This is a genomic window from Amycolatopsis sp. NPDC058340, from assembly GCF_042723975.1.
Lineage (GTDB): Bacteria > Actinomycetota > Actinomycetes > Mycobacteriales > Pseudonocardiaceae > Amycolatopsis.
This window is the reverse complement of the sequence record NZ_JBHXIB010000008.1, coordinates 221,358-235,527: the sequence shown is the minus strand read 5'-3', so window position 1 is coordinate 235,527 and position 14,170 is coordinate 221,358. Positions and strand designations below refer to the sequence as shown.

The 14,170-nt window shown below is 69.2% G+C and carries 11 protein-coding genes and 1 pseudogene; 10 read left to right on the top strand and 2 right to left on the bottom strand.

What is annotated here, in order from left to right; genetic code table 11:
* Positions 1-213: 213 nt before the first annotated feature.
* Entirely contained in the window at positions 214-1,209 is a 996-nt protein-coding gene (locus ACFWIW_RS13735) for an LLM class flavin-dependent oxidoreductase (RefSeq protein ID WP_378368729.1), read from the bottom strand.
* Positions 1,210-1,373: 164 nt separating this feature from the next.
* On the opposite strand from ACFWIW_RS13735, the gene ACFWIW_RS13730 reads away from it, so the two are divergent.
* Positions 1,374-5,189: a hypothetical protein gene (locus tag ACFWIW_RS13730; protein WP_378368728.1), complete on the top strand. Its 3,816-nt coding sequence runs from the start codon at positions 1,374-1,376 to the stop codon at positions 5,187-5,189.
* 358 nt (positions 5,190-5,547) lie between these two features.
* On the opposite strand, the gene ACFWIW_RS13725 is transcribed toward ACFWIW_RS13730, so the two are convergent.
* Positions 5,548-7,662 carry a HelD family protein gene (locus ACFWIW_RS13725; RefSeq protein WP_378368727.1) on the bottom strand — a complete coding sequence of 705 codons (2,115 nt, stop codon included), beginning with the start codon at positions 7,660-7,662 and terminating at the stop codon, positions 5,548-5,550.
* A 122-nt stretch (positions 7,663-7,784) separates the two neighbouring features.
* Here ACFWIW_RS13725 and rsmD point away from each other — a divergent pair, with 122 nt between their 5' ends.
* The 9 genes and pseudogenes from rsmD (at position 7,785) to ACFWIW_RS13680 (ending at position 14,065) form a co-directional block, all read left to right on the top strand.
* Positions 7,785-8,339 (top strand): 16S rRNA (guanine(966)-N(2))-methyltransferase RsmD, encoded by a 555-nt coding sequence (rsmD, locus tag ACFWIW_RS13720; RefSeq protein WP_378368726.1) that lies wholly within the window; start codon positions 7,785-7,787, stop codon positions 8,337-8,339.
* Positions 8,340-8,392: 53 nt separating this feature from the next.
* Positions 8,393-8,875, top strand: a complete 483-nt coding sequence (coaD, locus tag ACFWIW_RS13715) for a pantetheine-phosphate adenylyltransferase (protein ID WP_240594380.1) — start codon at positions 8,393-8,395, stop codon at positions 8,873-8,875.
* A 99-nt stretch (positions 8,876-8,974) separates the two neighbouring features.
* Positions 8,975-9,676, top strand: a complete 702-nt coding sequence (locus tag ACFWIW_RS13710) for a ribonuclease domain-containing protein (RefSeq protein WP_378368725.1) — start codon at positions 8,975-8,977, stop codon at positions 9,674-9,676.
* Between the two features lie 33 nt (positions 9,677-9,709).
* A pseudogene (locus tag ACFWIW_RS13705) lies at positions 9,710-9,871 on the top strand (sigma factor); the annotation flags it as partial.
* Positions 9,872-10,092: 221 nt separating this feature from the next.
* Positions 10,093-10,818 (top strand): DivIVA domain-containing protein, encoded by a 726-nt coding sequence (locus tag ACFWIW_RS13700; RefSeq protein WP_034323487.1) that lies wholly within the window; start codon positions 10,093-10,095, stop codon positions 10,816-10,818.
* Between the two features lie 145 nt (positions 10,819-10,963).
* A complete protein-coding gene (locus tag ACFWIW_RS13695; RefSeq protein WP_378368724.1) occupies positions 10,964-11,581 on the top strand; it encodes a YceD family protein in 618 nt (205 codons plus the stop codon).
* 72 nt (positions 11,582-11,653) lie between these two features.
* Complete coding sequence (rpmF, locus tag ACFWIW_RS13690) at positions 11,654-11,836, top strand: 50S ribosomal protein L32 (RefSeq protein ID WP_005160412.1); 183 nt, start codon at positions 11,654-11,656, stop codon at positions 11,834-11,836.
* 15 nt (positions 11,837-11,851) lie between these two features.
* A complete protein-coding gene (gene rnc / locus ACFWIW_RS13685) occupies positions 11,852-12,598 on the top strand; it encodes a ribonuclease III (RefSeq protein ID WP_185927140.1) in 747 nt (248 codons plus the stop codon).
* A gap of 111 nt (positions 12,599-12,709) precedes the next feature.
* Positions 12,710-14,065 carry a polysaccharide lyase 6 family protein gene (locus ACFWIW_RS13680; RefSeq protein WP_378368723.1) on the top strand — a complete coding sequence of 452 codons (1,356 nt, stop codon included), beginning with the start codon at positions 12,710-12,712 and terminating at the stop codon, positions 14,063-14,065.
* Positions 14,066-14,170 lie beyond the last annotated feature (105 nt).

Below are 14,170 nucleotides of genomic sequence, written 5' to 3'. Positions count from 1 at the left end.
GTCACGTCCTGGTAACCGGAGAATTCTTGTCTTTTTCTGACAAAGGCGAACGGGGATCTTGTCCGTTCTTTCGTGATCGGCGGGGCGTTGGTCCGTTCGGGGCGCAGGGGTCGTTGGCGCCGGCCGAAGTGCATGAAGGCCCCCTTCCTTGCGTTAGGCGCAAGGAAGGGGGCCTTCATGTACTTCGGTCCTCGGGTGCGAGACCGCCCGGCGTCAGCGCGCCAGTTCGGAAACCAGCTCGTACGACCGCACCCGATCCGCCTGGTCGTGCACCATGGTCGTGATCATCAGCTCGTCGGCGCCCGTGTCCGCCAGCAAGGTCTCGAGTCCCTTGTGGACCGTCTCGGGCGAGCCGATGATGCTGCTCGCGGCCCGGTCCTCGATGAACACGCGCTCGATGTCGGTGTACGGGTACGCCGCGGCCTCCTCCGGCGTCGGCAGCGGGATGGGGCGCCCCTTGCGCAGGCTGAGGAACGTCAGGCCGCTGGGGGCGGCGAGATACTGGGCGCGTTCGTCGGTTTCGGCGGCGACCACGGAGACGCCGAGCATCACGTACGGCTCGTCGAGCACGTCCGACGGTTTGAACGCGTCGCGGTAGAGCGCCACGGCGGGCAGCGTGTTCTCGGCGCTGAAGTGGTGCGCGAACGAGAACGGCAGGCCCAGCTCGCCCGCCATGCGCGCGCTGAAGCCGCTCGAGCCGAGCAGCCACACCGGCGGCTTGTTGCCCTCGGCGGTCACGGCGTTGACGGCGCGCTGGTCGGAGTGCTCGAAGTAGGCCAGCAGTTCCGCGAACTGCTGCGGGAAGTTCTCCGCGCTGAGCCCGCCCGGTCCGCGCAGCGCGAGCGCGGTCCGCTGGTCGGTACCCGGCGCGCGCCCGATGCCGAGGTCGATCCGGCCGGGGTGGAACGCCTCCAGGGTGCCGAACTGTTCGGCCACCACCAGCGGCGCGTGGTTCGGCAGCATGACCCCGCCGGAGCCGACCCGGATACGTTCGGTGGCGGCCGCGACCTGGCCGATCATCACGGCGGTCGCGGAACTCGCGATACCGGGCATGTTGTGGTGCTCGGCGAGCCAGTACCGGTGATAGCCGAGGGCTTCGGTCCGGCGGGCGAGGTCGAGCGTGTTGCGCAGCGCGTCCGCGACACCGCCTCCGGCCACGACGGGCGAGAGGTCGAGCACGGACAGCGGGATGTCAGGCAAAGAGGTCACGCTCCGGTACAACGCGGCGGGACCCCGATCCCTTCCCGTGTCTGTCAATCGATCGAAATTAACCGTCCCGATGTACCCGGTACTCGGTGGGGTTCCCCCGTTTCCACGGTACGGTTGCCCCCGAATGCGAGGGTGGGAAAACCACTGAAAAGAAAGGATTGAGGGTGCCGCGTCCGGAACGACCTTTGGACCCCGGGGACGATCCGTTGCTGGGGTTCGCCGCCGATCTCCGGCGTCTGCGGGAGAAGGCCGGCAATCCGACGTACCGCGAGCTGGGCAGGCGCGCCCACTACTCCGCGGGCACCCTCTCCGAAGCCGCCGGCGGGAAGAAGATGCCCAGCTTGGCGGTGACATTGGCCTACGTCCGGGCATGCGACGGCCCCGAGGAGGAGTGGGAGGCCCGATGGCATGACGTGACCGAGCGGACGCGCGGTGGAGTCGATGATTCACCGGTTGCCCCGCTGAATGGGGAATCGGTCCCTTATATCGGTCTGGCCGCATTCGGGCCGGATGACGCGGTCCGATTCTTCGGTCGCGAACGGCTTGTCGGAAAACTCGTCGCGAGGCTTTCGGATCAACGATTCTTGGCGGTTCTCGGGGCTTCCGGTTCCGGTAAGTCGTCGTTGCTCCGGGCGGGTCTGCTCCCCGCGCTCGGCGAAGGCTCCGTGACCATGCTGATGACCCCGGGGTCGCGGCCGTTGCAGGAATGCGCCGTCCAGTTCGGCGCCGCGCTCGGTCTCGCCGCGGGCGGGCTGCTCACCGAACTCACCGGACATCCGCGCAACCTCGGCCTGGCCGCCCGCCAGCTGGTCGCCGACCGCGAGGGCGACGTCGTGCTGGTCGTCGACCAGTTCGAAGAGGTCTTCACGCTCTGCCAGGACGCCGACGAGCGCGCCGCCTTCCTGGCGGCGCTGGTCACCGCGACGACCGAGCCGGAGAGCCGGACGAGGGTCGTCCTCGGCATCCGCACCGACTTCTACACGCATTGCGCGCGGCATCCCGAGCTGGTCGAGGCCATGCAGGACGCGCAGATCCTCGTCGGCCCGATGAGCACCGAGGAGCTGCGGCAGGCCATCTCGCGTCCGGCGATCGACGCCGGGTACCGCGTCGAGAACGCGCTGGTCTCGCGGCTCGTCGCCGACGCGACCGGGCAGCCCGGCGTGCTTCCGCTGCTTTCGCACGCGCTGCTGGAGACCTGGCGCCGCCGCCACGGCAACACCCTCACCCTCACCGGTTACGAGTCCACCGGCGGGATCGAACGGTCGGTCGCGCAGACCTCCGAGCACACCTTCACCTCACTGAGCGAACACCAGCAGCGGCTGGCGAACCAGATCTTCCTGCGGATGACCGCGCTCGGCGAAGGCACTGAAGACACCAAACGCCGCATCACCCGCGAAGAGGTCGACGCCGACGACCCGGACGTCGCCGTCGTGCTGGACAGGCTGGCGTCTTCGCGGCTGGTCACCCTCGACGACAACGGCATCGAGATCGCGCACGAGGCGCTGATCCGGGGCTGGCCGCGCCTGCGCGAATGGCTCGCCGAGGATCGCGAGGGCCTGCGCGTGCACCGCCAGCTCACCGAAGCGACCGACGCTTGGGAATCGGTCGGCCGCGACGACGGCTGGCTCTACCGCGGCGCGCGGCTGTCCATCGCCAGGGACTGGGCGGGGGAGCACGAGAGCGCGCTTTCCCAGCGTGAACGCCGGTTCCTCGAGGCGAGTGTGGCGATCGAGAACCAGGAGCAGGCCGTCGCGCGGCGGCGCACCCGGCGGTTGCGCCAGCTGGTCGCGCTCCTGGCCGTCCTGCTGGTGCTGGCGACGGCCGCGATGGTGTACGCCGTCCGTGCCGAGCAGACCGCGACCGCCCAGCGCAACAGCGCGCTCGCGCAGAAGGTCGCCGGGCAGGCCATCGAGATGCGGATGACGAACCCGGCGCTGGCCGCGCAGCTCGCGCTGGCGGCGTACCGCGTCGATCCGAGTGTGGACACCCGCGGCAGTGTGCTCGCGATGTTCGAGTCGCCGTATTCGACCCGCGTCCGAGGGCACGGCCACCGCGTCAACGCGACCGCGCTGCGCGGCGACGGCCAGGTGATGGTGACCGGCAGCTGGGACCAGACGGCCAAGCTGTGGGACATCAAGAATCCCCATCGCCCGAGCGAGCTGGCCACGCTGACCGGGCACACCGGCAACGTCAATTCGGTGTCCTTCAGCGCCGACGGCGGCGCGGTCGCGACGGCGGGCTGGGACAAGACCGCGCGGCTGTGGAATGTCGCCGACCCGGCGAAACCCGGGCCGGGAGTGCTGGTCGGGGAGCATCCCGGCCGGGTCAACGCGGTGGCGTTCAGCCCGAAGGCGGCGGTACTCGCCACCGCGGACGGCGAGGGCACGGTGCGCCTCTTCGACGTCCGCGACCTCGCGAAACCAGTGCTGGCGGCCACGTTGACCGGGCACACGGGCAACGTCAACGGCCTCGCCTACTCCCCCGACGGGCGGACGCTCGTCTCGGCCGGCGCGGACAAGACCGTGCGGCTCTGGGACGTCGCCGACCCGGTCACGGCCAGGCCGCTCGGAGTCGTGAACGGGCATACCGCCGGTGTCCACTCCGCGGCGTTCAGCCCGGACGGCCGGACGCTCGCCACCGCGAGCATCGACCAGACCGCGCGCCTGTGGAACGTCGCGGACCTCATGGCGCCGTCACCGCTGGCGACCATCGACTCGCACAAGTCCATCGTGCGGTCCGTGGCGTTCAGTCCCGACGGGACGACACTGGCCACGACCGGTTTCGACCGCGCCGCGCGGCTGTGGGAGGTCACCGATCCGGCGAAGCCGCGCCAGAAGCCCGCGCTCGTCGGGCACACCGCGGCCGTGGTCTGGGCGGTGTTCTCCCCGGACGGCCGCACGCTGATGACCGCGAGCGACGACCAGACGGTGCGGATGTGGGATCTGCCGGGGCCCGCGATCAGCGGTCCGGCGAAGTCGGCGTGCCGGGCGGTGTTCAGCGCCGACGGGAAGCTGCTGGCCACCGGCAGCCAGGACGGCGTGGTGCGCCTGGTCGACGTGTCCGACACCCGCAACCCGCGGGAGGTGGGCAAGATCGCCGGTTTCGGCCAAGGCGTCTGCGGTCTCGCGTTCAGCCCGGACGGCCGGGCGCTCGCCGCCGGCTCCTGGGACCACACGATGCGGCTGATCGACGTCACCGATCCGCGTAAACCGGTCGACGTGGGCGTCTTCTACCGGCCGGCGGACGAGATCGACCCGGTCGCGTTCAGCCCGGACGGCCGGACGCTCGCGACCGCGGGTTCCGGGCACACGATGAAGCTGTGGGACGTCGCCGACATCCGGCGGCCCGTCGAACTCGCGACGCTGGCCGGGCACGAGGACGACGTCCATTCGATCACGTTCAGCCCGGACGGCCGCACCCTGCTCAGCGGAGGCTGGGACCACACCGCCCGGCTGTGGGACGTCTCCATCCCGAAGGCGCCGAAGCAGCTTTCGGTGTTGAAAGGACACTCCGACACGGTGTTCTCGGTGGCCTACAGCCCGGACGGGAAACTCGCCGCCACCGGAAGCGCCGACCGCACGGCCCGGCTCTGGGACGTGACGGATCCGGCGGCACCCCGCGAAGCCGCGTTGCTGACGGGGCACACCGACAACGTCATCTCGGTCGCGTTCAGCGGCGACCGGAAGACCTTCTCGACCGGCAGCTACGACCGGTCCGTGCGACTATGGGATGTCTCCGATCCGGGATCCGTCCGCGAATCGGCGAACCTGACCGACGACGTCGACCGGGTCAACGCCGTGGCGTTCGCCCCCGATGGGCACACGCTCGCGGGCTCGGTCGCGGACGGCAGCGTGCGGTTGTGGGAGACCAGCCCCGAACGGGCGGCCGAACGCATCTGCGCGACGGTGTACCCGCGGATCACGGCGGACGAGTGGGAACAACACCTGCCGGGGCTCGATTACGCGCCTCCGTGCCCGTGACCACGGCCGATTCGTTGTTCGGCGTTGTTGTTCGGTGAAACCGACGTGACACCGAACAACGAAGAGGCGCTAGAAATACCCCTGGACGTGCGATGCGTCCCCACATCGTTCACTCACCGGGGGTCTGAAGGGCTCCTTCAGGGCATTCACCAGTGTCCTGAAGGAGCCCTTCAGCTTTTGTCCCGCCCTCAATCACGCGTGTCGCGTCCCCAGTCACGCGTGTCGTCCGTCCAGTCACGTGTGTCGTCCGTCCCGGACCGCCGAACTCGCGTGACTGGACTCCGAACTCGCGTGATCGGGCACGTAACTCGCGTGATTGGGCGCGCGACTCGCGTGATCAGGCGGACGACACGCGTGATCAGGCGGCCGGGATCCAGTCCGGGTTGGACGCCAGCACGGTCAGCTGCTGGGTCGCGCGGGTCAGCGCGACGTACAGCACCCGGCGGCCGGTGGTCGACTCCGTGATGAGGTCGTTCGGCTCCACCAGCACGACGGCGTCGTACTCGAGGCCCTTCGAATCGAGGCTGCCGACGACCTTGAGCCGCTCGTCGGAAAGCTCCGCGAGCCAGCCCTCGACCTCGGGCACCCGGTCCATGGCGGTGATCACGCCGACGGTGCCTTCGACGGCCCCCATCAGTTCCTTCACCGCGGCCTGCGTCGCCGCCTCCAGCCCGGAAGCCTCGACGGGCCGGACCTCCGGCGTGACGCCGGTCTGCCGCACCGCGCGCGGAAGCTCGTCGGCCTCCGCGTGCCCGGCGACGACCTTCGCGGCCAGGTCGAAGATCTCCGCCGAGTTCCGGTAGTTGGTGCGCAGGGTGAACCGGCGGCGGGTCGTCTTGAGCCCGAACGCCTGGTCCCGCGCCATCGCGGCCTCGGCCGGATCCGGCCACGAGCTCTGCACCGGGTCGCCGACCACGGTCCAGCTCGCGTACTTGCCGCGCCGCCCGACCATCCGCCACTGCATCGGCGAAAGGTCCTGCGACTCGTCGACGACCACGTGCGAGTACTCGTCGTAGTGCTCGGGCCGGGTCGGGGCGCCGCCACGCTCGGGGTTGACCTCGACGTTCTGGCGGGCCCGGCGGCTCTTGGGCGGTGTGCCGATGAGGACGCGAAGCTCGTCGAGGAGCGCGACGTCCGCGATGGTCCAGCCGCGGGAGCGGTCGCCGAAGTCGGCCGCGAGCATGCTGATCTCGTTGCGGTTGAGCAGCCCCTTCGCCGCGGAGGCGAGCCGCTTCTCGGTGCCGAGCCACCGCAGGATCTGCGCCGGGTACAGGATCGGCCACCACACCACCAGGAACCGATGGAACTCGATGCGCTCGCCGAGTTCGGTGATCAGCTCGGCCTTGTCGATCTGACGGCCGTCGTCCTTCGCGTGCTGCTCGGCCTTCGCGGCGAGCGCGTCGAGCAGCAGTTCGGCGGCGCGGATCCGCGACCGGTTCGGCGGCCCGCCCGCGGTGTGCACCTTGCGGCGCACCTTGTCGAGCTCCCGCGCGTTGAGCCGCAGCACCTCGCCGCGGTAGACGATCTTCATGTCCTCGGGCGCGTCTTCCGGCGTGTCCCGCAGCGCGCGCAGCAGGATCTTCCGCATCCGCAGCGATCCCTTGATCGCCGCCAGGGGAGCGGGGTCCTGCCGGGTGGCTTCGAGGCCGTCGAGGACCTCGCCGAGCGCGCGCAGTTCGACGTTCGTCTCACCCATCGACGGCAGCACCCGCGAGATGTAGCTGGTGAACACCCCGGACGGGCCGATCACCAGCACGCCCGCGCCGCCGAGCTGGCGGCGGTGGCGGTAGAGCAGGTACGCCGCGCGGTGCAGCGCGACCGCGGTCTTGCCGGTGCCGGGGCCGCCGGTGATCTCGGTGACCCCGCGCCACGGCGCGCGGATGACCTCGTCCTGTTCCTTCTGGATGGTCGCGACGATGTCCCGCATCTTCTCGCCGCGCGACCGGCCGAGCGCGGCCATCAGCGCGCCTTCGCCGACGATCTGCATGCCGTCGGGGACCGCGTCGGCGATCAGGACGTCGTCGTCGACGTCGAGCACGTTCTGGCCGGAGCACCGGATCACCCGGCGCCGGACGACGTCCATCGGCTCCTCGGCCGTCGCCTGGTAGAACGCCGCGGCCGCGGGCGCGCGCCAGTCGGTGACGAGGTTGTCGAACTCGGCGTCGCGGATGCCGAGACGGCCGACGTAGATGTGGTCGTTGTCGAGGTGGTCGAGCCTGCCGAAGACCAGGCCCTCGTACTCCGCGTCGAGGGTCTGGAGGGTCTGATTGGCGTGGTACACCATCATGTCCCGTTCGAACAGCATGGACGCCTGCTCGAAGATGGCTTCCCGCCCGGCGCCATGGCCGATCTCGTAGCCCTTGGTACGCATGGCCTCAGCCTGGGCTCGCAGCTCGGCGAGCCGGGTGTAGACGGTGTCCACATGGGCTTGCTCGATGGCGATCTCGGCCCGTCTGACCCGAGGTTCGGACACGCAACGCTCCTAAACGCTTCTATCGCCTCCGAGGGCGAAGGACGACTCTACGCGAGCTGGGCGGAGGCTTCACCAAGTCCCGGCCAACGTCACGGTGGAAGGCGTTGAGGCACGATGCTCCAATGACCAGGATCGTGGCGGGGACCGCGGGCGGCAGGCGGCTGAAGGTCCCGCCGAAAGGCACGAGGCCCACCTCGGAACGCGTGCGCGAGGCGCTGTTCAACGCGCTGGAGGTCGCCGGCGAGCTGCAAGGTGCCCAGGTCCTCGACCTTTACGCCGGTTCGGGCGCGCTCGGGCTGGAGGCGTTGTCGCGCGGCGCGTCGGGCGCGCTGTTCGTCGAGTCGGACCGGCGCGCGGTCGAAGTGCTCAAGGGGAACGTCGCCGCGCTCGGTCTCGGCGGCGCGGTCCGGGCCGGGGCCGTCGAGTCCGTCGTGGCCGCTCCGGCGCCGGAAACCTTCGACATCGTCCTCGCCGACCCGCCCTACGCGGTGGATTCCACCCGCCTGGGGGAGGTCATGGCCGCGCTCGCGTCGGGCCGGTGGGTCACCGATGGCGCGCTGGTGGTCATCGAGCGGGCCGCGCGGGACGGCGAACCGGACTGGCCGCCGGGTTTCGAGCCGATGCGGACGAAGCGCTATGGCGACACCGCGCTCTACTGGGCCGAATATCAGGTGTGACGCAGAACGCGCAGAACGCGCAGGGGGCCGCCGCCCTTGGTAGCGTCCGCGCCATGCGGCGTGCGGTCTGTCCCGGGTCCTACGACCCGGCCACCAATGGACATCTCGACATCATCGAGCGGGCGTCGAAGCTGTTCGACGAGGTCGTCGTCGCGGTGGGGGTGAACAAGAGCAAGAAGGGCCTGTTCACCACCGAGGAGCGGATGGACATGCTTCGCGAGATCACCGCGAAGCTGCCGAACGTGCGCGTCGATTCCTGGCAAGGACTCCTGGTCGACTACTGCCGCGAGAACGACATCATCGCGGTCGCGAAGGGCCTGCGGTCGGTCAGCGACTTCGACTACGAGCTCCAGATGGCGCAGATGAACCGTGAGCTGACCGGGCTCGAAACCCTGCTGATGGCGAACAACCCGGCGTACGGGTTCGTGTCGAGCTCGCTGGTCAAGGAGGTCACCGCGCTCGGTGGCGACATCGAGCACCTGGTGCCGCCGATAGTGTTCAAACGCCTCTCGGAGAAGTACTCCGAACGAGGTTGACCCGAACGGCCGAGGCCGTTGGTCGGGCGGTCGCGGGCGGCGATGAAGAGTTCATCTCGACGCCTTCTGGTGAATACACGATCGGGTTACGGTCCGAAAATGACCAACAAACGATCGCGGATCGCCGCCGCGCTGCTCGTTCTGCTTGTCACTCTTTTCAGTGGGCTCAGTGGCGGGCTGAGTGCCGCGCAGGCAGCCGCCCCCGTCTCCGTCCAGCAGAACCCGTGCGGGGATCTCACCGGGTTCAAGCACGTGTCGCTGTCGTCGCTGCCCGCCGAGGCGACGACGACCTACGACCTCATCAAGAAGGGCGGGCCGTTCCCGTACCCGGACAAGGACGGCACGGTCTTCTCGAACCGGGAGAACATCCTCCCGAAGTGCGCTTCGGCCTACTACCACGAGTACACGGTCCCGACTCCCGGTTCGCCGGATCGCGGCGCGCGCCGCATCGTCACCGGTGACGGCGGGGAGTTCTTCTACACCGCCGACCACTACAAGACCTTCTCCGTGATCGACGTCGACGGCACCCCGGCGCCGTCCTGCGGCGACACCTCGAAGCTGACGAAGATCGGCTACTCGACGCTGTCGTCCGCGGCGAAGTCCGTGGTGGACAAGGCTCGGGGCGGCGCGACGGGCACGGTCTACGAGAACCGTGAAGGTGTGCTGCCGTCGTGCGCCGCCGGCTACTACCAGCTGTTCCCGGTGGGCACGAGCGACCGCGTGATCTCCGGCAAGGGCGGCGAGATCGTCTACACGCCGGACCGCTACGTCACCTTCAAGCTGGTGAACCTCGCCGGCTGACCCGCCCGTGCAACATTTCGTGCCTCCTCGTCCGTGAGATACACCGGGACACCGACGAGGAGGCACGATGCGAGCTTCAGGGAGTTCGCCGGGGACAAGGCGCTACCGCTCAGACGGACGGCGTACCTGCTCTGCGGCGACTGGCATCTCGCGGAGGATCTGGTCCAAACCGCGCTCATCAAGCTCTACCGGGTCACCGTGACCGACCTCGGCGCGCTGAACGGCCACGGCGGGCCGTCGCTGGCCGACCCGCAATTGCTGACGCTCGTCCTGGATCCGGAGCTGACCCTTCGGTGATCATGGCGCGCGGTACCGGCGGGGACACGCCCGGTACCGCGCGCTTTCACCCCTTACGGCGGTGATGAGGGCAAACTGAACTCAGGGAATGTGGGGATCGCTGTAGGTAGGGAGTGGCCGTGTACCGGGTTTTCGAGGCGCTCGACGAGCTCGTCACCATCGTGGAGGAAGCCCGCGGCGTGCCGATGACCTCCAGTTGCGTCGTCCCTCGCGGGGACACCCTGGAGCTGCTCGACGACATCCGTGACGCCCTGCCGGGCGAGGTCGACGACGCGCAGGACGTCCTGGACAAACGTGATCAGCTGATCCAGACCGCCCGCACCGAGGCGGCGGAGACGATCACCACGGCGAACACCGAGGCCGACCGCACGGTCGCCGACGCGCAGGCCGAGGCGGAGCGCATCCTCGCCGACGCCCGGGCGCGCGCCGAGCAGATGATGAGCGACGCGCACGCCGAGGCCGAGCGCATGGTCGCCGCCGGGCAGGCGGAGTTCCAGAACCTCACCGACCGGTCGCGTGCCGAGTCGGAGCGGATGATCCAGGCAGGTCGCGATGCCTACGAGCGCGCCATCGAGGACGGCCGCGCCGAGCAGGCCCGGCTCGTCGCCCAGACCGAGGTCGTCCAGGCCGCGCACGGCGAGGCGGCGCGCATCGTCGACGAGGCGCACGTCGAGGCCGACAAGCAGCGCGGCGACTGCGACGCCTACGTCGACGGGAAGCTGGCCGAGTTCTCCGAACTGCTGGCGACCACGCTGCGGACGGTCGACTCCGGGCGCAACCACCTGCGGTCGCCGGTCAACCTGCCGGGCAACAGCCGGACTTCGCTGTACGACTACCAGAGCTGATCGCCCAGGGCTGCTGGTTCATCCGGCTCTGAAGGTCCGTGAGGGCCTCCTTCACTACCTTCAGGGTAGGTAAGGAGGCCCTCACGGACCTTACGGTTCCGGCCGCCCGAAAGTGGGTGGCGGTACCTGCGTACCCTGGTGACCGATGTCTGAGAACAAGTCGCCGCAGGCCAGGCCTGCGCAGCTGGACGACCGGAACCCGTGGGTGCTCGACACCCGCGAGCTCGGCCGTCACGCCGGCCTGAGCAAGGCCGTCCAACGCTCGATCCCCGTCGAGAACGCGCTCGGTGTGCCCGACGTCATCACCATCGACGCCGGCTCCAGCCTCGAACTCGACCTGATGCTCGAATCCGTCGTCGAGGGTGTGCTCGTCAGCGGTACGGCCTCCGCCGTCGCGACGGGGCACTGCTCGCGATGCCTCGACCCGATCACCGAGGACGTCGAGGTCGACCTGACCGAGCTCTTCGCCTACCCCGGCTCCGCGACCGAGGAGACCACCGACGAGGACGAGATCCCCCGCCTGGTGGACGACCGGATCGACCTCGAGCCGACGGTCCGCGACGCGGTGGTGCTGGCGCTGCCGCTGGCCCCGCTGTGCACCGAGGACTGCCGGGGACTGTGCACCGAATGCGGTGTCAAGTGGGCCGATCTCGAGCCCGGGCACGGGCATGAGAAGATAGACCCTCGGTGGGCCGCGCTGGTCGATCGTTTCGAGGACGAAACGGGCGATGACCAGGCCGATGGCCCCGGAAAGCAAGCCTGACGAGCACCAGCTCGTTCCGGAGAAGCAAGTTCGCTCGCGACCGCGGGCAGACCGTCTGAAGGAGATCTACTCGTGGCCGTCCCGAAGCGGAAGATGTCGCGATCCAACACCCGCGCGCGCCGCAGCCAGTGGAAGGCGGCTCCGGTTCAGCTGGTGCCCTGCTCCAACCGCGCCTGCAAGCAGCCGAAGCTCCAGCACATCGCGTGCCCGGCCTGCGGCCAGCACAACGGTCGCCAGGTCGTCGAGCCCGCCTGATCGGCAGCTGACGACATGGGGGGCAAGTCGGCCGGTGGACCACCCGCGGACCCCGCACCACTGCTCGAAGCACTCGGGATCACGATCGAGCCCGAGCTGCTGACGCTGTCGCTGACCCACCGTTCTTATGCCTATGAGAACGGTGGGTTGCCGCCGAACGAGCGGCTGGAGTTCCTCGGGGACGCGGTGCTGGGCCTGGTCGTCACCGACCACCTCTACAACACCCATCCCGAACTGGCCGAAGGTCAGCTCGCGAAGCTCCGGGCCAGCGTGGTCAACATGCACGCGCTGGCCAGGGTCGCGCGCGGCCTCGGTGAGGGCGGGCTGGGCAAGCACCTGTTGCTTGGCAAGGGCGAAGAGCTCACCGGCGGCCGGGACAAGGCGAGCATCCTCGCCGACGGGCTCGAAGCCGTCATCGGCGCCGCGTACCAGCAGCACGGCATCGACGTCGCGCGCAAGCTCGTGCACCACCTGTTCGACGACCTGCTCGCCGAGGCGCCGCTGCGTGGCGCCGGCCTGGACTGGAAGACCAGCCTCCAGGAGCTGACGGCGTCGGCCGGGCTCGGCGTGCCCGAGTACAAGGTCGAGGACACCGGGCCCGATCACCGCAAGGAGTTCAGCGCCACCGTCCTCGTCGGCGGGCGTGAACTCGGCTACGGCTCGGGAACGACCAAGAAGGAAGCCGAGCAGAAGGCCGCCGAGACGGCCTGGCGCCAGCTTTCGGCCGAGCTCGACATCGAGCAACCGCCGAAGACGACCTGAGTCCCCTTGACCGGGACGTCTCGTTGACGCACGAGTCGGTGAATCCGTAACCTCATCGCAGTCCGCCGCCACTGACGCGACCTTCGAGGTCGCCTGTCGAGAGGTCGGCGGATGCGTCGTTTCTGCCTGGTCACAGCGACGATTTTGGCGCTGGTGACGGCTCCTGCCACGGCTTCGGCCGCCAAGGTCGTCCGGGTGACGTCGTTGAGCGCGCTGCAGTCCGCGATCGACAAGGCCGGCCCCGGCGACGAGATCCGGCTGGCCGACGGAAGCTATTCGGCGGGCTCGGCGATCGCGATCAAACGGTCGGGAACGGCGAGCGCGCCGATCACGATCACCGCGGAACACGTCGGCAAGGCCGAGATCAAGGGGCCCGCGGGTTTCTCGTTCTCCTCGGGCGCTTCGCATGTCGTGCTGCGCGGTTTCAAGCTCCGGCACGGTGGCTCGATGAGTGTGCCGGTGGGCAGCACGCACAACCGGCTGACCCGGCTCGACGTCCAGCTCTCCGGCGGCGGGAACTGGGTCACGCTCAACGGTGACGACACCGAGTTCGACCACAACGTCCTGCAGAACCGCACCACGCAAGGGGTCTTCCTGCAGGTGCTCGGCCCGGCCAAGGACATGGCGAAGCGGGTCAAGGTGCACCACAACCACTTCTCCAACCACAAGTTCACCGGTTCGAACGGTGGCGAGTCGATCCGGTTCGGGCTGAGCCACCACCAGAAGTACTCGGCGGGCGGGGTCGTCGAGTACAACCTGTTCGAGAAGGCCGACGGGGATTCCGAGGCGATCTCCGTCAAGTCGTCGGACAACGTCGTCCGGTACAACACGATCCGCGACAGCCGCGGGTTCATCGTGCTGCGCCACGGGGATCGCAGCGTGGTGGAGGGGAACATCCTGCTGGGCAGGTCCGGGATCCGCTTCCACGGCAACGACCACAAGATCGTCAACAATTACGTGCACACCACGGCGAACCGCGGGATCGTCTTCGGCTCGGGCAACGAGGCGGACAGCGGGCCGGACAGCAAACTCCACGACCGGCCCGACCGGGTCGTGGTCGCGTACAACACCGTCGTCGGGACCACCGACGGCATCCACGGCGACGGTGGCGATTTCAAGCCCAAGGACTGCGTGCTCGCGAACAACATCCTGCAGGGGACGGGAAAGCTCGTGAGCATGCCGGGCGGTTCGGACGTGAAGTACGAGGGGAACATCGCCTGGGGCGGGCCCGCGGGGATGCCGTCCGGCTACCGGGCCGTCGATCCGAAGCTGGTTCAGGACGGGCTGTACCGCCTGTCGTCCGGGAGCCCCGCGGTCGACGCCGGTGTCGGCTCCTACCCGTACGCGGGCACGGATTTCGATCTGCAGAAGCGATCCGGGAAGTACGACGTCGGCGCCGACGAACTGCTGCCGGGCGGGGCGCGGAAGGCCCTGACGAAGGCGGATGTCGGACCGCTCGCTCCCTGACCCCTCGTGAGTGGCGAGGACGGTTAGAACCGTCCTCGCCCCACACGGGGCGCCCCGTGGGCGAATAGGCCGGTTGCCCGCACACCCCGGGGTCGAGGGGGGGCG